Below are 17,107 nucleotides of genomic sequence, written 5' to 3'. Positions count from 1 at the left end.
AATCGCCATGCCTGCATCCTCCTCGCTTTCCCCCGCCATCTCTCCTGCCGAACTTGAAGCTCGTCTGCGTCTGCATCTGTTGCCGGAGCTGGGACCGCGGCGTTTTCGCAAGCTCCTGAGTGCTTTCGACAGCGCCTCGGCTGCGCTCAGTGCGCCGGCCAGTGCCTGGCGCGCGTTAGGGTTGCCGGCGGCGTGCGCCGAGCCACGGCGTGATGCGGACATTCGCGAGCGAGCGGCTGCCGCCCTGCAATGGCTGGATGAGCCTGGTCAACATGTGCTGATGTGGGACGATCCAGGCTACCCGGCTCTGCTCGCCGAGTTGGCGGATGCGCCGCCGCTGTTGTTCGTAGCGGGCGAGCCGGGCGTGCTGGAGGCGCCGCAACTGGCCATGGTCGGCAGTCGGCGGGCCTCGCAGCCCGGGCTTGATAACGCGCGTGCTTTTGCCCGCAGCCTGGCGGGCGGCGGTTTCGTCATCACCAGTGGTCTTGCGTTGGGGATCGATGGCGCTGCACATCAGGGGGCGCTGGAAAGCGGCGGCAAAACGGTGGCCGTGCTGGGCACCGGCTTGCAGTGTCTGTATCCGCGGCGGCATGTGAGGCTGGCGGCACAGATCAGCGAGCAAGGCGGTGCGCTGGTCTCCGAGCTGCCGCTGGACTGTCCGCCGCAGGCGAGTAACTTCCCGCGGCGCAACAGGATCATCAGCGGGCTGTCGCTAGGTGTGCTGGTAGTCGAGGCCAGCCCGTCCAGTGGTTCGCTGATCACCGCACGCCTGGCTGCCGAGCAGGGGCGTGAGGTCTATGCCATCCCCGGATCGATCCATCATCCTGGCGCACGGGGCTGCCATCAACTGATCCGAGATGGTGCCACCCTGGTGGAAAGCATCGAGCATATCCTTGAAGCCTTGCGTGGCTGGCAGGCGCCAGCCATCCAGCCCACATCGACGCCGCTCGCTGGTGTCGAGCATCCATTGCTGGCCTTGTTGCATGCCGCGCCGCACAGCACCGAGGCGCTGATGCAGGCCAGCGGTTGGCCGCTGGCTGAGGTGCTGGGAGCTTTGACCGAACTGGAGCTCGATGGCCTGGTGTGCAACGAGTCCGGGCGTTGGATGGCGCGCAGTCGCTAGCAGGCCGTGGCGGGGCCTGATCGGCTTGGATAGACTGCCGCCCATTGATTCAGCGGGAGACAGGCGATGGCCAGCAACTGGCAGATACAGCAAACGGCGCGAGTGGTGCGCGAGGGTGGCGTGATCGCCTATCCGACCGAGGCAGTCTGGGGCCTGGGCTGTGATCCCTGGAACGAAGAGGCGGTGTATCGTCTTTTGGCGCTCAAGGAGCGGCCGATGCGCAAGGGGCTGATTCTGGTTGCCGATGACATAGAGCAGTTCGACTTCCTGCTCGATGATCTGCCAGAGGTCTGGCAGGAGCGCCTGGCCGGCAGTTGGCCAGGCCCGAATACCTGGCTGGTGCCGCATCAGAATCGTCTGCCCGAATGGGTCACGGGCGAGCATGACAGCGTTGCCCTGCGCGTCAGTGATCATCCACTGGTACGTGCGCTGTGCCGCTACACTGGGCCGCTGATTTCCACCTCGGCCAACCCGGCTGGGCGTCCTTCGGCGCGTTCGCGCCTGCGCGTCGAACAGTACTTCCCCGGTGAGCTGGATAAGGTACTCGGCGGCGCACTGGGCGGGCGCAAGAACCCCAGCCTGATTCGTGACCTGCGCACGGGCGATGTGATTCGCCCGTCCTGACTGGCCAAAGCTCGCGGCTAAAGCCCCTCCCACGATTGTGGCAGCTGTGGGAGGGGCTTTTGCCGCGACTGTTTTTACGGCAGCAAGATGGTCGAGCCAGTGGTCTGCCGTGAACTCAGTGCATCCTGCGCGGCGGCGGCGTCCTTAAGTGCGTAGCGGTTGCTGATTTCCACCTGCAGTTTGCCGCTGCTGATCATCGCGAACAGCTCGTCGGCCATGGCTTGCAGGTTCTGCGGCGTATTGGCGTAGCTCGCCAGGGTCGGCCGGGTGACGTACAGCGAGCCCTTCTGCGCCAGGATACCCAGGTTGACCCCGGTGACCGCGCCGGATGCATTGCCGAAGCTGACCAGCAGGCCGCGCGGTGCCACGCAGTCCAGCGAGGTTTCCCAGGTGTCCTTGCCGACGCCGTCGTAGACCACCGGGCACTTGGCGCCGTCAGTCAACTCCAGCACGCGCTGGACGACATTCTCATGGCTGTAGTCGATGGTCTCCCAGGCTCCCAGTTCCTTGGCGAGTGCGGCCTTTTTCGCCGAGCTGACAGTACCGATCAGTTTGACACCCAATGCCTTGGCCCACTGGCAGGCGAACGAGCCGACACCACCGGCTGCAGCGTGGAAAAGAACGGTTTCGCCACCCTTGAGTTCATAGGTCTGGCGCAGCAGGTACTGCACGGTCAGGCCCTTGAGGATGACAGCGGCAGCTTCCTCGAAACTGATGCTGTCCGGCAGGTGCACCAGGTTGTCTGCCGGCAACACATGCAGCTCGCCATAGGAGCCCAGCGGGCCGGTGGCGTAGGCCACACGGTCACCGACGGCGAAGCGGGTGACTTCGCTGCCTACCGCCTCGACCACGCCGGCTGCCTCGGTGCCCAGGCTCGACGGCAGGGCCGGCGGCACGTAGAGACCATTGCGGTAATAAGTGTCGATGAAGTTCAGGCCAATGGCCTTGTTGGCGACCCGTACCTCGCGTGGGCCCGGCGCTGCCGGCTGGTAGTCACGGTATTCCAGCACTTCGCTGCCGCCGTGCTGGCTGAACTGAATACGCTTGGCCATCTCGGATTCCTTATTGGTTTGGAGCCGCTGCATGCGGCGAAAGGCTCTATCCAATCGTCCTGATTGACCGACGTCAACTGCGGATGTGCCTGGGTGAATGCTATGCTGCCCGCCGATTCCGCCCTGCTCTCTGTTCAAGGTGCCGCCGTGACTGACCGTACCGAGGCCGTGAAGGCCTATCTGCTCGACCTGCAAGATCGCATCTGTTCCGCCCTGCAAGCCGAAGACGGCCAGGCCGTTTTCGCCGAGGATGCCTGGCAGCGCCCGGCCGGTGGTGGCGGGCGCACGCGGGTGATTGAGAACGGTGCACTGATCGAAAAAGGCGGCGTGAATTTCTCCCATGTATTCGGCGACAGCCTGCCGCCCTCGGCCAGCGCCCATCGTCCCGAACTCGCAGGGCGCGGCTTCCAGGCACTCGGTGTGTCGTTGGTGATCCACCCGGAAAGCCCCTACGTGCCGACCTCGCACGCCAACGTGCGTTTCTTCAGCGCCGAGAAGGAAGGCGAAGAGCCGGTGTGGTGGTTCGGTGGTGGTTTCGACCTCACGCCCTACTACGCCAATGAAGAAGACTGCGTGCACTGGCACCAGGTCGCGCACGACGCCTGCGCGCCGTTCGGTGCCGAGGTCTATCCCAAGTTCAAGGCCTGGTGCGACCGCTACTTCCACCTCAAGCATCGCGGTGAGCCGCGTGGCATCGGTGGGTTGTTCTTCGACGACCTCAACGAGTGGGATTTCGACACCAGCTTCGCCTTCATGCGTGCCATCGGCGATGCCTACATCCAGGCCTACCTGCCCATCGTCCAGCGCCGCAAACTGACCCCGTTCGGTGAGCGCGAGCGCGAGTTCCAGGCCTTCCGCCGTGGCCGCTACGTCGAGTTCAATCTGGTTTTCGACCGTGGCACGCTGTTCGGCTTGCAGTCTGGTGGGCGCACCGAGTCGATCCTCATGTCGCTGCCACCGCACGTGCGCTGGGGTTACGACTGGAAGCCCGAGCCGGGCAGCGAGGAAGCTCGCCTGACCGAGTATTTCCTGACCGATCGTGATTGGCTGGGGCAGGCCTAGCTTCCATTCTCTCTTGTAGGAGCTGCGCCTCGCAGCGAATGACGGCGGCGTGTGCTACCGCGGCGAAGCAAAGGCTTCGCCCCGAGGTGGGGCTTCTACAGGACGGCGTCAGTTTCGTAGATTTCTACCGTTACAGGACTTTCCATGGACCGCTACTGCGTCTTCGGCAACCCCATCGGCCACAGCAAATCACCGCTGATCCACCGCCTGTTCGCCGAGCAGACTGGCCAGGTGCTCGACTACCAGGCACGCCTGGCTCCGCTGGACGACTTCACTGGCAATGCCCGCGCCTTTTTCGCCGACGGCCTGGGCGGCAACGTCACTGTGCCGTTCAAGGAGGAGGCTTTCCGCCTCTGCGACGCACTCACCGAGCGTGCGCGCCGCGCCGGCGCGGTGAATACCCTGAAGAAACTCGAGGACGGTCGCCTGCTGGGTGACAACACCGATGGTGCCGGCCTCACCCGCGACCTGCAGGACAACGCCGGCTTCAGCCTGGCCGGCAAGCGCATTCTGATCCTCGGCGCCGGTGGCGCCGTGCGTGGCGTGCTCGAGCCCTTCCTGGCGCAGAAGCCTGCGGTGCTGGTGATCGCCAACCGTACCGTGGCCAAGGCCGAGCAACTGGTGCGTGAATTCGCTGATCTCGGCCTGCTGGTCGCCGCTGGCTTCGACTGGATCGATGCGCCGGTGGACCTGATCGTCAACGGTACTTCCGCCAGTCTCGGTGGTGAGTTGCCGCCGATTGCACCAAGCCTGATCCAGCCCGGTCATACCCTCTGCTACGACATGATGTATGGCCGTGAAGCGACCGCCTTCAATCGCTGGGCCGCCGAGCAAGGTGCGGCGCGCTGCCTGGACGGCCTGGGCATGCTGGTCGAGCAGGCCGCCGAGGCGTTCGAGCTGTGGCGCGGCGTACGCCCGGACACCGCGCCGGTGCTGGCCGAGCTGCGTCGTCAACTGGCGGGCTGAACTTCCCGAAGTTCGTGCAGAGCGCCGCTGCGCGCGTGGGTTAGGCGCATGTCGTAGATACCGATGACCCCGCAAGTTCCGATGCGCCGTAACCCACCATTAGTGTCACGCGGGAAGATCGCCTGGTGGGTTACGCGGCGCGCCATCATCGCGCTGTCAGGTCGTTCGTGTATTGCGCTGCTAACCCACGAGTTCGAGGCCGCTCACTCAATCTTCGAACAACACCGGGCAGCTCTCGGCGCCCTCCAGTTTGAGGATTTCCTCCACCACCTGCGGCCGTGCCTGACGCAGCACCAGGCTGCGTTTTAGCGCCTGCAGGCGGCGCGCCTCCTGGTGCAGCATCTCCACGCCTGCGTAGTCGATGAAGTTGATGTGCCGCGCGTCGATTACCAGGCGCTGCCCGCGGCTGCGCTGCAGCAATTGCTGGATGTACTGGCAGGCGCCGAAGAAGATCGAACCGTCGATGCGCAGCACCTCGTCATCACCGTCATGCCACAGGCGCACGCGTGGCTGCGAGGTGCGCTTGAGGTAGAAGAACAGCGAGGCCAGCACGCCGGCATAAATCGCCGTCTGCAACTCCAGCACCAGGGTGGCGGCGAAGGTCAGCAGCATCACCATGAACTCGGCGCGACTGACCCGACGCAGTGCACGGATCGCCGGCAGATCCACCAGCCCCCAGCAGATCAGCAGGATACCGGCCGCCATCACTGGCAGCGGGATATGCGTCAGCAGCGCGGCGCCGAACACCGCGAACAGCGCCACCAGCAGTGCCGAGAACACCCCGGCCAGCGGCGTGCGTGCGCCGGCCTGCAGGTTCAGCGCCGAGCGGGTGAAGGAGCCGGCCGACAGCGAGGCGGAAAACCACGGCCCGAGCATGTTCGACAAGCCCTGGGCGCGTACTTCCTGGTTGGCATCGAGGAACTGGTGCGATTTCACCGCCAGCGCGCGGGCGATGGACAGGCTGGTGACCAGCCCGAGCATGCCGCAGGCTACCGCTGCCGGTAGCAGGCGCAGCACGTCGTCGAGGTCGAAGCTCAGCAGGGTCAAAGGCGGCAGGCCCCCTTCGAACGGCGCCACCAGGGCGATGTCAGCGGTGAAGTGTGCCGGCAGTAACCAGGTCAGCAGGCTGCCGCAGACCAGGCCGATCAGCAGTGCAGGCGCCTTTGGCCAGAGCTTGCGCACGGCCACGCTGAGCAGCAGGGTGAAGGCCGCCAGGGCCAGACTCGGCCAGTGCGCTTCGGGCAGGTGTTGGCCGATCTGCAGCAGGCTGGTCAGGGCCGTGGGTTGGCTGGCGACTTCCACGCCGAGCAGATTGGGCATCTGCCCGATGGCAATCACCAGTGCTGCGCCGAGGGTGAAGCCGAGCACCACCGACTGCGAGATGAAATTCACCAGGGCGCCGAAGCGCAGCAGGCCGAGCAGCCACTGGAACAGCCCGGCAAGAAAGGTCAGCAGCAGGATCAGGGCAATGAATTCGTCGCTACCGATGCGCGCCATGGGACTGACGCTGGTGAACAGGACGATGGAGATGGCTGCGGTCGGTCCGCAGATCAGGTGCCAGGAGGAGCCCCACAGGCAGGCGATGATCACCGGTACGATGGCCGCGTACAGGCCGTATTCAGCCGGCAATCCGGCGATCAGCGCGTAGGCCAGCGATTGCGGCAGAGCCAGGATGGCGCCGGTCAGTCCCACCAGCAGGTCATTGCCGAGGGTCTTGCGGCTGGTGCCAGGCAACCAGCGGAGAAACGGCAGCAGGGTCTGTCGGTCAGGTAGGCGCATGGTTCGGGTCGAGGGTGGGCCGCGTGCGACTCCACCCTACTCATTTGCCGCGGTTAATTCAAAGCCGCGCCTTCACGGCGGCCAGGCCGTCGCCACCGTCGCGGGTGGTCACGCCGTCCAGCCAGCCATCGAGCACCTGCGGGTTGGCCTGCAGCCAGGCCTTGATCGCAGCGTCGTTGCTGGCCTGCTTGCTCAGCACCTGGTCCATGATGCTGTTCTCCATTTCCTGGGTGAAGGCGAGGTTGCTCAGCAGCTTGCCGACGTTGGGGCACTGCGCGGCATAACCCTTGCGCGCCAGGGTGTTGACCTCGCCGCTGTCGCCGAAATATTTCTCGCCGCCTTTCAGATACTTCATGTCGTACTGCACGTTCATCGGGTGCGGGGTCCAGCCGAGGAAGACCACGAACTGATCGCGTTTCACTGCGCGGCCGACCTGCACTAGCATCGCCTGTTCGCTGGACTCCACCAGCTTCCAGTCACCCAGGCCGAACTCGTCGGCGGCGATCATCTGCTTGATCGACTCGTTGGCCGGCGAGCCGGAGGCGATGCCGTAGAGTTTCTTGCCGAATTTGTCGGCGTGCTTGTCCAGATCGGCGAAGGTCTTCACCCCGGCCTCATAGGCATAGGTCGGGACCGCCAGGGTGTACTCGGTGCCTGCGAGGTTCTGCGCCAGTTTGTCCACCTCGCCGCTGGCGACGAACTTGTCGTAGTTGCTCTGCTGCGCCGGCATCCAGTTGCCGAGGAAGACGTCGACCTGGCCCTTCTGCAGGCCGGCAAAGATGATCGGCACGGCCAGGGTCTGGCTTTCCGCTTTGTAGCCCAGGCCGTCGAGCAGGAAGCTGGCGATGCCGTTGGTCACGGCGATGTCGCTCCAGCCCGGGTCACCCAGCTTGACCGTGGAACAGGCGGCGTCTTCGGCCCAGACGTTGCCGGCACTGGTGAGCGCTGCGGTGAGTAGTAGCACGCTGAATCGGTTCATGGCGTCTCTCCTTTTTTCTTCTGTTTTGGGGGCGGCAGTAGGCAAAGGTTCATACCTGAGGAAAACGGGCGCGGCGTTCCAGGTCATCGAGATCGATATGGTTGCGCATGTACTGTTGGCTGGCGTCGACCATTGGCTGGTGATCCCAACTGGTCAGTTTGCCCTGGCTCAGGGCCTCAGCCACCAGGCGGCGGCGGCGCTGGCTGGCCAGGGTGGCGGCGTGGATCGCCGGGATGTCCCAGCGCTCGCGGGCCTCGGCCAGGAAGCCGGCGAGGATGCCTTTGTGCTCGCTGCAGTTGGTGAGGTTGCGGCGCTCCTGCGGGTCGCTGTCGAGATTGAACAGCAGCAGCGGGTCCTGCTCGGAATAGACGAATTTCCAGGGGCCGCGGCGGATCATCATCAGCGGGCTGACCGTGCCTTCGGCCATGTACTCGCCGAGCACTTCGTCGTGGCCGCCCTTGCCTTGCAGGTGTGGCAGCAGCGAGTGGCCCTCCAGCTCCAGGCCATGATCGATCTGGCCACCGGCCAACTCCACCAGCGTCGGCAAGAGATCTAGGGTCGAAACGGACTGGCTGACCCGATGCGCGGCGAAGCGCTTCGGCGCGTGCACCAGCAGCGGCACGCGGGCGGACATCTCGAACCAGTGCATCTTGTACCAGAGTCCGCGCTCACCCAGCATGTCGCCGTGGTCGCCGGAGAAGACGATCAGGGTGTCCTCCGCCAGGCCGCACTCTTCCAGGGTCTTCAACAGCTTGCCGATGTTGTCGTCGATGTAGCTGCAAGCGCCGAAATAGGCGCGACGGGCGTCGCGAATCTTGTCCTCGGGCAGCGGCTTGTCCCACAGGTCGATGACCTTGAGGATGCGCTGCGAGTGCGGGTCCTGCTCGGCCTGCTCGAGGTGTTGGCGCGGTAGAGGAATGTCCACGTCTTCGTAGCGATCCCAGTATTCGCGCGGGATGGTGTAGGGATCGTGCGGGTGCGTCATCGACACGGTCAGACAGAACGGCTGATCCGGTGTCATGCGCACATGGTCGTAGAGGTACTGGCGCGCCTTGAACACCACCTCCTCGTCGAAATCCAGCTGGTTGCTGCGCACGCACGGGCCGGCCTGCAGCACTGAGGACATGTTGTGGTACCAACTGGCGCGCACGTCCGGCTCGTCCCAGTTCACCGCCCAGCCGTAGTCGGCCGGGTAGATGTCGCTGGTCAGGCGTTCCTCGTAACCGTGCAGCTGGTCCGGGCCGCAGAAGTGCATCTTGCCCGACAGCGCGGTGCGGTAGCCGAGGCGGCGCAGGTAATGGGCATAGGTCGGTACATCGGCCGGGAAGTCGGCGGCGTTGTCATAGGCGCCGATCTTTGAAGGCAGCCGCCCGCTGACCAGGGTGAAGCGCGACGGCGCGCAGAGCGGGCTGTTGCAGTAGGCCGAGTCGAACACCACGGCCTGTTCGGCCAGTTTCATCAGGTTGGGCATCTGCACTGGCGAGGCGGCATCGTGCAGCGGCAGGATCGGCGCGGCCATCTGGTCGGCCATGATGAAGAGGATGTTCGGGCGCTTCATGGTGGCGGGTATTCCATACTGTTGGTTTATGCGACAGTGCTGGCTCCATGATTCCGGTAGAACGACAGCAGGGTAAACCCAGCTGCGAGACATGCCTCGGATAAGCAGGGCTTATGTTTAAAGCCATCGATGGGTTGTCGCTCGACGCGCTGCGGGTGTTCGAGTCGGCCGCGCGCCAGCTCAGTTTCACCGCCGCCGCCAGTGAATTGGGCAGCAGCCAGCCCGCCATCAGTCAGCAGATCAAGCGTCTGGAGCAGCAACTGGCCACGCGCCTGTTCGACCGCGTCTATCGCGGCATCGTGCTGACCGAGGCCGGCGAGCTGTTGCTGGCGCATGTGCAGGAGGGACTGGCCAGCCTCGATGCCGGGCTCGTCGCCGTCACCGCGCGCCAGCAGCATGAAGTGCTGCAGGTGGCCACCGACTTCGCCTTCGCTGCTTACTGGTTGATGCCGCGCCTGCAGCGCTTCAACCGCCTGTACCCGGAGGTGGACGTCAGCCTGATCACCAGCGAGCGCGACCCGGCCACGGTACCCAGCGACATCGACGTGGCGATCCGCTTCGGTGACGGCCGTTTCAAGCACGGCGAGGCACACTTGCTGTTTCGCGAGGAGGTGTTCCCGGTGTGCAGCCCGCGCCTGCTCGGCGAGCGTCAGCCGCCGTTGCCGGTTTCAGCGCTGGTCGACCTGCCGCTGCTGCACCTGCGGCCCGAGCACCGTTCGCGCTGGTTTGACTGGGATGGTCTGTTTCGCGCGCTGGGTATCGCCAGCCTGCCAACGCCCTGCGCGCTGCGTTTCGACAACTACACCCTACTGATCCAGGCGGCCATCGCCGGTCAAGGCGTGGCCATCGGCTGGCGCCATCTGGTGGATGAACTTCTGGCTCAGGGGCTGCTCTGTCGTCTGGGTGATGCCGAGGCGCATTCGGCACTTGGCTATTACCTGGTACTACCCGAGCGCAAGCGTCGTCAGCGCCTGACCGCGCGTTTCGTCGACTGGTTGCAGGCTGAGCTGGATTCGTCGGCAGCGAGCGTTTGATCGGGCCATACTGCAACAGCGAGACGTGAGTCTCTATACTGTTCGCCGCCGCTCTAGCCGGTCGTTTTTATCACCTGCCAGCGGCCCCCACACTCCAACCGGTGAAGTGAACCGTGAAACTCCGTCATTCGATTTTGGGCCTGCTGCTGTGCGGCAGCCTTGTTGTTTCGACCCTCCAGGCCGCGCCGGCCCAGCCGAAGCAGGAGCTGGCCGCTGGTAGCGCATTGCTGATCGACCTGAAGACTGGCCAGGAGCTCTATTCCAGTAATCCGGATCTGCGCCTGCCGGTCGCCTCGGTCACCAAGCTGATGACCGCCATGGTGGTGCTCGATGCCAAGCTGCCGCTGGACGAGGTGCTGCCAATCACCATCCGCGACACCCAGGAAATGCAGGGCGTGTTCTCCCGCGTGCGAATCGGCAGCGAGATCACCCGCCGCGAGATGCTGCACCTGGCGCTGATGTCCTCGGAGAACCGCGCCGCCGCCAGCCTCGCTCACCATTATCCGGGCGGCCATGGCGCCTTCGTTGCGGCGATGAACGCCAAGGCCAAGGCACTGGGCATGCGCAACAGCCATTTCGTCGAGCCCACCGGCCTGTCCGAACTGAATGTCGCCACCGCGCGCGACCTGGCGCTGATGGTCAAGGCAGCCAACCAGTATGCGTTGATTCACCAGTTCAGCACCGACTCCGAAGCCACCGTGGCCTTCCGCAAGCCCAACTACACCCTGGGCTTTCGCAACACCAACGCACTGGTGCGCAAGGCGGACTGGAACATCAACCTGAGCAAGACCGGCTTCACCAACGCTGCCGGCCGTTGCCTGGTGATGGCCACCACCATCGCCAACCGTCCGGTAGCGTTCGTCGTGCTCGGCGCCTTCGGCAAGTACACCCACATGGCCGACGCCAACCGTCTCAAGCGCTGGATGGAGACTGGCAAGGTCACTCCGGTGCCGGCTGCGGCACTCAGCTACAAGCAGCAGAAGCTGGCCGAGTGGAGCCTGCAGGCCGCACAGTGACCTCAGGCTGATGATGCAAAAAGGCGACTCGATGAGTCGCCCTTTTTCGTTGTGCTGTCGTGCTGCGTCAGTGCGGGCAGCCCAGCCGTTCGCTGAGAAAATCGAGAAAGCAGGTGATGCGCGACGCCAGCGCGGTGTTGCGGTAGTACACCGCGTTGATCGGCTGACGCACCTCCACGCGCTGCTCGGCCAGCACCTCCACCAGTGCGCCGCTGGCGCGGGTGGCATCGGTCATGAAGTCCGACAGACACACCAGGCCTTCGCCGGCCAGGGCCAGTTCGAGAAGCGTGTCGCCACTGGAGGCCCGCAGGCTCGGGGTGATGCGCCAGCGCTCGCCGAGGGCGTGGCGTAGCGGCCATTCGTTGAGGCTGTCCGGTTCGGTGAAGCCGATAAGGCTGTGTCCGGCCAGGTCTTCGGTGCGCGCCGGGTTGCCGTGTTGGCGCAGGTAGTCGGGGCTGGCCAGTACGCGTCGGCGGCTGTGGTAAAGCGGCCGGGCGTGCAGGCTGGAGTCTGGCAGGTTGCCGATGCGAATGGCCAGGTCGGTGCGGCGTTCCAGCAGGTCGATGATGCGGTCGTCGCTGTTCAGCTCCAGTTCGATCTGTGGATAGAGCGCACGGAAATCGCCAATCAGCGGCACGATCACGTGCAGCATGAAGGGCGAGGCGGTGTTGATGCGCAAGCGCCCGGACGGTGCCTGGCGACGCAGGGTCATCTGCTCCTCGGCTTCCTCGACGCTGGCCAGGATGCGCCGCGCCTGAGCCAGGAACACCTCACCCTCCTCGGTCAGCTCCAGGCGCCGGGTGGTGCGGCGTAGCAAGGTGACGGCGAGTTTTTCCTCCAGCCGGCTGAGGGCACGGCTGACGCCGGACGCGGTTTGCTCCAGCTGCTCGGCGGCGGCACTGATCGAGCCGCAGTCGACCACGCTGATGAAGGCGAGCATTTCTTCCAGGCTGGTCTTCATTGTTGATCTTCAGTCAAAGGTGTTTACTGGCTTGGTAGGCTTTTCCGCATGAGTCTGGCGCGGATACTGCTCCCTCTCAACCCCCGCTCGCCGTTAGACAGAGGGCTGCAACTTTTTCGCGAACCACGAGGCCGAATCTTTCCGTACCCGTTCCGAGCCGATGCTCGGCCAGCGCTTCGCAAGCTATGACGAGATCTTCATGAAGTTCATTCCCCCCTTCGGTCTTGGCACTTTCCGCCTCAAGGATCAAGTCGCCATCGACTCGGTACGCACCGGCCTCGAGCTGGGTTACCGGCATTTCGACACGGCGCAGATCTACGGCAACGAGGCTGCTGTCGGCCAGGCTCTCGCCGACAGCGGCGTGGCCCGTGACGAGTTGTTCGTCACCACCAAGGTCTGGACCGATAACCTCGGCAGTGGCCAAGTTATCCCCAGCCTGCGTGAGAGCCTGCAGCGGCTGGGCCTGGAACGGGTCGATCTGACCCTGATCCACTGGCCGTCGCCGAACGACGAGATTCCCGTGGAGCAGTATCTGGGCGAGTTGCTCGAGGCCAAACGCCAGGGGCTGACCGCGGCCATCGGTGTGTCCAACTTCACCATCGCCCATCTACGCGAGGCCATCGATGCGTTGGGTGTGGAAGAGATCACCACCAATCAGGTGGAAATCCATCCGCTGCTGCAGAATCGCAAGCTGGTGGAATTCGCCCGGCAGCAGGGCATCCACCTCACTGCCTACATGCCGCTGGCCTACGGCAAGGTGCTGGCCGAGCCGGAGATCCAGCGCATTGCCGCTAGCCATGGCGTCAGCCCTGCGCAGGTGGCCCTGGCCTGGTCGCTGCAGCAGGGTTATGCGGTGATTCCGTCCTCGACCAAGCGGGAGAATCTGGCGGCCAATCTGGCTGCTGCCGAGCTGCGCCTGAGCACCGAAGACATGACAGCCATCGAGGCGCTAGATCGTGGCGAACGCGTTGCCAATCCAGGCTTCGCGCCGCGCTGGGATTGAGTACTGCGAGTGTGGCAGGGGCTTTAGCCGCGACCTTGGGCTCTATCGGCCGCCGGCGATATCGATCAGCGCGCCGGTGGTGTAGCTGGCTTTGTCACCGAGTAGCCAGACGATGGCTTCGGCGACTTCCTCGGCGCGGCCGGCGCGGCCCAGCGGTGTCGCCTTGCCCAGGCGTTCGGCGCGATCCGGCTGGCCGCCGCTGGCGTGAATCTCGGTATCGATCAGCCCCGGGCGCACGGCATTGACCCGTACACCCTCGCCGCCCAATTCCTTGGCCAGGCCGCGAGTCAGCACGTCCATCGCGCCCTTGGCGCCGGCATAGTCGACGTACTCGAAGGGCGCGCCTAGACTGGCGGCCACCGACGACACCAGCACCATCGAACCACCCTCGCCACCACGACTACGGGCCATGCGCCGGGCACCTTCGCGAGCGGTGAGATAGCTGCCCAGCACGTTGACGTCGAACATCCGTTGTAGACGCTCGCCGCTCATCTCCAGCAACGGCATGGGCGGGGCGACGATGCCGGCATTGACCACCAGGCCGTGCAGCGGGCCGAACTTGCCCATGGCCGCGAACAGGCGCTGTACATCCTCTTCAACCGCCACATCGCCGGGCAGGGCGATGGCCGTGCCGCCCATGGCCTCGATCTGCGCCACCACCTTATCGGCGGCGTCACGGTCACTGCGATAGTTGATGCCGACCGTCCAGCCGCCAGCGGCGGCCAGCAGGGCAGTGGCGCGGCCGATGCCGCGGCTGGCGCCGGTAATCAGCAGGTTCTTGCGCATTGGGCCTGGCTCCCTGTAATGGTGCCTGCTAAGGCTGCCCGCTTTTCGTCGTCTGCGCTACATCCACCCCAGCCAACGCCACCAGGTCAGGGCGAACACCAGCATCAGCCCGTAGCCAGCCAGCGTCAGCCAGATGCCGGTGCGCAGGAATTGCCGGGCGGTGAAGGTATCGGTGCCGATACAGACCATGTTCTGTGGCGCGTTGATCGGCAACAGGAAGCCGAAGCTGACCACGTAGCCGAGCAGCATGCTCATGCCCAGCGGGTTGATGTCTCCGCCAAGCTGCAGCAGCAGGGCAATCATGATCGGCAGCATCGCCGAGGTCAGCGCCGTGGCGCTGGCAAAACCGAGGTGAATGATGATCAGAAAGCCACCGAGTACGGCGAACACCCAGAATGGCGACAGCCCATCCATGCCCAGATGGGTTACCAGCAGTTTGGCCAGCCAGGTGCCGGCGCCCGTGGCCAGCACCGCACCACCGAGGCTGATGCCAACGCCGAAGACGATCACCGTGCCCCATGGAATGCGTGGCTGTGCCTGCTTCCAGCTCATTACGCCGAGCCCTGGCATCAGCAACGCCGCCAGGCCCACCAGGGTGGTGGAAGCGGTGTCGAAGCTGTGCAGCTTGCCCTCGGTGGCCCAGAAACCGAGCAAGGTGAGGACGATGGCCAGCAGCTTGCGCTCATCGAAGGTCATCGGCCCGAGTTCACTGAGCGCCTTGCGCACGGCCTCCTTGCCGCCTTCGATACGATCGGTTTCCGGTGGCATGACGCGTAGGATCACCCAGTAAAGCACCGCTGACATCAGCAGACTCCAGGGTGCGCCGGCGATCAGCCAGTCAGTCCAGGTCACCGATTGGCCGAGCAGCTTCTGCATGAAGCCGGCGGTAAGTAGATTCTGCGCCGCCGAAGTCTGGATGCCGACGTTCCAGATGCTGGTGGCCTGCGCCACCAGAATCATGATGCCACCAGCGAAGGCCGAGCGCTTGTCCACGCCGAAGGCGGCGATCACCCCCATCATGATCGGCACCATGCAGGCCACCCGCGCCGTTGCGCTGGGTACGATGAAGCTGAGCAGAATGGTCACCACGATGGCACCGAGCAGCACGCGATGGGTGCTGGCGCCGACCTTGGACAGAGTCAGCAGGGCAATGCGTTTGTCCAGCCCGGTCTGGGTCATCGCGGCGGCGATGAACAGTGCCGAAGCCACCAGCGCCAGTGCCGAGTTGGCAAAACCGCTGAGGGCCATGTTCAGGGCATCCTTGGTGCCGATGAGCTTGTCCGGGTCGGCCAGGGTCGGTGCGCTGCCGAGCAGAAAGGCCATCAGCGCCAGGATCATGATGGCGCTGACCTCGTAACTCACCGCCTCGCTGATCCAGACGATCACCGCGAAAGCGAGAATTGCCAGCATGCGCTGCCCGGCCAGCGGTAATCCGGCCTGTTCCGGCAGGAAGATGATCGCCAGGCCGGCAAGCAGCGCGAGCACCAGCCCCCAGGGTAGGCGCAAGGACGGGGAAGCAGCGTTAGCGGACATGCTGGCGAGACTCCGACGAATGGCAAATCCAGACTATGCACCGCTGACGCGGGTCATCCATTGCCTCGGGTCAGTGTTCTGGCCTGATGGGTGTTCGTCAGCGGAGTCGGGGGTTACCATGCCTGCCCTTTCGCTTGACCACACGCTGCTCGCTCATGAAACCCGCCTCCCTACGTGCCGACCTGCTGGCCGGCCTGACCTCGTCCTTCGCCCTGGTGCCCGAGTGCATCGCCTTCGCCCTGGTAGCGCAGGTCAATCCGCTGATGGGACTGTATGGCGCCTTCATCATCTGCACCCTCACTGCGCTGTTCGGTGGCCGGCCAGGGATGATTTCCGGTGCGGCCGGTTCGATGGCGGTGGTGATCGTCGCCCTGGTGGTGCAACACGGCGTGCAATACCTGCTGGCCACGGTGCTGCTCGGCGGCCTGATCATGCTGGCGTTCGGCCTGCTGCGCCTGGGCAAGCTGATCCGCATGGTGCCGCACCCGGTGATGCTGGGTTTCGTCAACGGCCTGGCCATCATCATCGCTCTGGCCCAGCTCGAGCATTTCCAGCACGACGGCCACTGGTTGCAGGGCAAGGCGCTGTACCTGATGCTCGGTCTGGTGGCGCTGACCATGGTCATCGTCTACCTGCTGCCACGCCTGACCCGCGCAGTGCCGCCAGCGCTGGTGGCGATCCTCGGCATCGGCGCACTGGTCTACCTGCTGGACCTGCCGACCCATACCCTCGGTGATATGGCGCATATCGCCGGCGGGTTGCCGAGCCTGATGCTCCCGGACATTCCCTGGAACCTGGAAACCCTCGCCATCATTGCCCCCTACGCCATCCTGATGGCCCTGGTCGGCCTGCTGGAAACCCTGCTGACCCTGAACCTCACCGACGAGATCACCGCCACCCGCGGCCACCCGGATCGTGAATGCGTGGCGCTTGGCGTGGCCAACATGACCTCCGGCCTGTTCGGCGGCATGGGCGGCTGCGCGATGATTGGCCAGACCGTGATCAACCTCAGCTCGGGCGGCCGCGGGCGATTGTCCGGGGTGGTCGCCGGGGTGATGATCCTGCTCTTCGTGTTGTTCCTCTCGCCGCTGATCGAGCGCATCCCGCTGGCGGCGCTGGTTGGGGTGATGTTCGTGGTGGCGCAGCAGACCTTCGCCTGGGGCTCGCTGCGCGTGGCCGGCAAGGTACCGGCCAATGACGTGCTGGTAATCGTCGCGGTGACCGCCATCACGGTCGCCACCGACCTGGCCACCGCCGTACTCTGCGGTATCGTCATCGCCGCGCTCAACTTCGCCTGGCAGCACGCCCGCGAACTGTACGCCGACAGCGATATGCAGGCCGACGGCAGCAAGCTCTACCGCGCCCACGGCACCCTGTTCTTCGCCTCCTGCACTACCTTCCTGACGCAGTTCGAACCGGCGGACGACCCGCAGCAGGTAACCCTGGACTGCCGCCACCTGAGCTTCGTCGACTACTCGGCCATCGCCGCGCTGAAGACCCTGCGTGAGCGTTACGAGCGCGCCGGCAAGCACCTGCGCGTGGTGCATCTGTCCGAGCGTTGCAAGCAGTTGCTCAAGCGGGCTGGCTCAGAACACTGATCGCGTAGGGTGGGTAGAACAACGCGAAATCCA

15 protein-coding genes are annotated in these 17,107 nt (G+C 64.8%); 8 read left to right on the top strand and 7 right to left on the bottom strand.

The features are described from left to right. The first annotated feature begins 7 nt into the window (after positions 1 to 7). Together dprA and ACNFCJ_RS17040 are read left to right on the top strand one after the other, a co-directional pair. Complete coding sequence (dprA, locus tag ACNFCJ_RS17045) at positions 8 to 1,123, top strand: DNA-processing protein DprA (protein WP_416772590.1); 1,116 nt, start codon at positions 8 to 10, stop codon at positions 1,121 to 1,123. Positions 1,124 to 1,189: 66 nt separating this feature from the next. Then, the gene (locus ACNFCJ_RS17040; RefSeq protein WP_106734777.1) at positions 1,190 to 1,747 is read left to right on the top strand and encodes an L-threonylcarbamoyladenylate synthase; all 558 of its coding nucleotides are present in this window, start codon (positions 1,190 to 1,192) and stop codon (positions 1,745 to 1,747) included. 74 nt (positions 1,748 to 1,821) lie between these two features. Here the strand turns inward: ACNFCJ_RS17040 and ACNFCJ_RS17035 are convergent, their stop codons facing one another. Beyond that, positions 1,822 to 2,799, bottom strand: coding sequence for an NADPH:quinone reductase (locus ACNFCJ_RS17035; RefSeq protein ID WP_416772588.1), 978 nt, complete (start codon positions 2,797 to 2,799; stop codon positions 1,822 to 1,824). 147 nt (positions 2,800 to 2,946) lie between these two features. On the opposite strand from ACNFCJ_RS17035, the gene hemF reads away from it, so the two are divergent. Together hemF and aroE are read left to right on the top strand one after the other, a co-directional pair. Beyond that, positions 2,947 to 3,861 (top strand): oxygen-dependent coproporphyrinogen oxidase, encoded by a 915-nt coding sequence (gene hemF, locus ACNFCJ_RS17030; RefSeq protein ID WP_416772587.1) that lies wholly within the window; start codon positions 2,947 to 2,949, stop codon positions 3,859 to 3,861. Positions 3,862 to 4,005: 144 nt separating this feature from the next. Further along, the gene (gene aroE, locus ACNFCJ_RS17025) at positions 4,006 to 4,827 is read left to right on the top strand and encodes a shikimate dehydrogenase (protein WP_416772585.1); all 822 of its coding nucleotides are present in this window, start codon (positions 4,006 to 4,008) and stop codon (positions 4,825 to 4,827) included. Positions 4,828 to 5,034: 207 nt separating this feature from the next. Here the strand turns inward: aroE and ACNFCJ_RS17020 are convergent, their stop codons facing one another. Genes ACNFCJ_RS17020 through betC form a run of 3 tightly spaced genes read right to left on the bottom strand, consistent with a single transcriptional unit; the run spans position 5,035 to position 9,143 of the window. Further along, entirely contained in the window at positions 5,035 to 6,606 is a 1,572-nt protein-coding gene (locus ACNFCJ_RS17020; RefSeq protein WP_416772583.1) for a SulP family inorganic anion transporter, read from the bottom strand. Between the two features lie 58 nt (positions 6,607 to 6,664). Continuing rightward, entirely contained in the window at positions 6,665 to 7,585 is a 921-nt protein-coding gene (gene choX, locus ACNFCJ_RS17015) for a choline ABC transporter substrate-binding protein (protein WP_416772581.1), read from the bottom strand. Positions 7,586 to 7,634: 49 nt separating this feature from the next. Further along, positions 7,635 to 9,143, bottom strand: a complete 1,509-nt coding sequence (gene betC, locus ACNFCJ_RS17010) for a choline-sulfatase (protein WP_416772579.1) — start codon at positions 9,141 to 9,143, stop codon at positions 7,635 to 7,637. Between the two features lie 113 nt (positions 9,144 to 9,256). Here betC and ACNFCJ_RS17005 point away from each other — a divergent pair, with 113 nt between their 5' ends. Together ACNFCJ_RS17005 and pbpG are read left to right on the top strand one after the other, a co-directional pair. Then, positions 9,257 to 10,177 (top strand): choline sulfate utilization transcriptional regulator, encoded by a 921-nt coding sequence (locus ACNFCJ_RS17005; protein ID WP_416772577.1) that lies wholly within the window; start codon positions 9,257 to 9,259, stop codon positions 10,175 to 10,177. A gap of 113 nt (positions 10,178 to 10,290) precedes the next feature. Further along, a complete protein-coding gene (gene pbpG / locus ACNFCJ_RS17000) occupies positions 10,291 to 11,193 on the top strand; it encodes a D-alanyl-D-alanine endopeptidase (protein ID WP_106734770.1) in 903 nt (300 codons plus the stop codon). A gap of 67 nt (positions 11,194 to 11,260) precedes the next feature. Here pbpG and ACNFCJ_RS16995 read toward each other — a convergent pair whose 3' ends face one another. Continuing rightward, positions 11,261 to 12,154, bottom strand: coding sequence for a LysR substrate-binding domain-containing protein (locus tag ACNFCJ_RS16995; protein ID WP_416772575.1), 894 nt, complete (start codon positions 12,152 to 12,154; stop codon positions 11,261 to 11,263). Positions 12,155 to 12,353: 199 nt separating this feature from the next. Between ACNFCJ_RS16995 and dkgB the strand changes: the two genes are divergently transcribed. Further along, on the top strand, positions 12,354 to 13,157 hold the full coding sequence (dkgB, locus tag ACNFCJ_RS16990; protein WP_416772574.1) for a 2,5-didehydrogluconate reductase DkgB: 804 nt from the start codon (positions 12,354 to 12,356) through the stop codon (positions 13,155 to 13,157). 42 nt (positions 13,158 to 13,199) lie between these two features. On the opposite strand, the gene ACNFCJ_RS16985 is transcribed toward dkgB, so the two are convergent. Both ACNFCJ_RS16985 and ACNFCJ_RS16980 read right to left on the bottom strand, forming a co-directional pair. After that, positions 13,200 to 13,943 carry an SDR family oxidoreductase gene (locus ACNFCJ_RS16985; RefSeq protein ID WP_416772572.1) on the bottom strand — a complete coding sequence of 248 codons (744 nt, stop codon included), beginning with the start codon at positions 13,941 to 13,943 and terminating at the stop codon, positions 13,200 to 13,202. Between the two features lie 57 nt (positions 13,944 to 14,000). Next, positions 14,001 to 15,476, bottom strand: coding sequence for a DASS family sodium-coupled anion symporter (locus tag ACNFCJ_RS16980; RefSeq protein WP_416772571.1), 1,476 nt, complete (start codon positions 15,474 to 15,476; stop codon positions 14,001 to 14,003). A gap of 155 nt (positions 15,477 to 15,631) precedes the next feature. On the opposite strand from ACNFCJ_RS16980, the gene ACNFCJ_RS16975 reads away from it, so the two are divergent. Beyond that, positions 15,632 to 17,074 carry a SulP family inorganic anion transporter gene (locus ACNFCJ_RS16975; protein WP_416772570.1) on the top strand — a complete coding sequence of 481 codons (1,443 nt, stop codon included), beginning with the start codon at positions 15,632 to 15,634 and terminating at the stop codon, positions 17,072 to 17,074. Positions 17,075 to 17,107: the final 33 nt, after the last annotated feature.

This window comes from Pseudomonas sp. NY15364, from assembly GCF_048068235.1.
Classification (GTDB): domain Bacteria; phylum Pseudomonadota; class Gammaproteobacteria; order Pseudomonadales; family Pseudomonadaceae; genus Aquipseudomonas; species Aquipseudomonas mendocina_D.
Note: the sequence above shows the minus strand (reverse complement) of the source record. Positions and strands in the feature narration are given on the sequence as shown.

Excerpts from the sequence above, each read along its gene's own strand:
- dprA (WP_416772590.1), top strand. The coding sequence starts at position 8 with ATGCCTGCATCCTCCTCGCTTTCCCCCGCCATCTCTCCTGCCGAACTT.
- ACNFCJ_RS17040 (WP_106734777.1), top strand. The coding sequence starts at position 1,190 with ATGGCCAGCAACTGGCAGATACAGCAAACGGCGCGAGTGGTGCGCGAG.
- ACNFCJ_RS17035 (WP_416772588.1), bottom strand. The coding sequence starts at position 2,799 with ATGGCCAAGCGTATTCAGTTCAGCCAGCACGGCGGCAGCGAAGTGCTG.
- aroE (WP_416772585.1), top strand. The coding sequence starts at position 4,006 with ATGGACCGCTACTGCGTCTTCGGCAACCCCATCGGCCACAGCAAATCA.
- ACNFCJ_RS17020 (WP_416772583.1), bottom strand. The coding sequence starts at position 6,606 with ATGCGCCTACCTGACCGACAGACCCTGCTGCCGTTTCTCCGCTGGTTG.
- choX (WP_416772581.1), bottom strand. The coding sequence starts at position 7,585 with ATGAACCGATTCAGCGTGCTACTACTCACCGCAGCGCTCACCAGTGCC.
- betC (WP_416772579.1), bottom strand. The coding sequence starts at position 9,143 with ATGAAGCGCCCGAACATCCTCTTCATCATGGCCGACCAGATGGCCGCG.
- ACNFCJ_RS17005 (WP_416772577.1), top strand. The coding sequence starts at position 9,257 with ATGTTTAAAGCCATCGATGGGTTGTCGCTCGACGCGCTGCGGGTGTTC.
- ACNFCJ_RS16995 (WP_416772575.1), bottom strand. The coding sequence starts at position 12,154 with ATGAAGACCAGCCTGGAAGAAATGCTCGCCTTCATCAGCGTGGTCGAC.
- dkgB (WP_416772574.1), top strand. The coding sequence starts at position 12,354 with ATGAAGTTCATTCCCCCCTTCGGTCTTGGCACTTTCCGCCTCAAGGAT.
- ACNFCJ_RS16985 (WP_416772572.1), bottom strand. The coding sequence starts at position 13,943 with ATGCGCAAGAACCTGCTGATTACCGGCGCCAGCCGCGGCATCGGCCGC.
- ACNFCJ_RS16980 (WP_416772571.1), bottom strand. The coding sequence starts at position 15,476 with ATGTCCGCTAACGCTGCTTCCCCGTCCTTGCGCCTACCCTGGGGGCTG.
- ACNFCJ_RS16975 (WP_416772570.1), top strand. The coding sequence starts at position 15,632 with ATGAAACCCGCCTCCCTACGTGCCGACCTGCTGGCCGGCCTGACCTCG.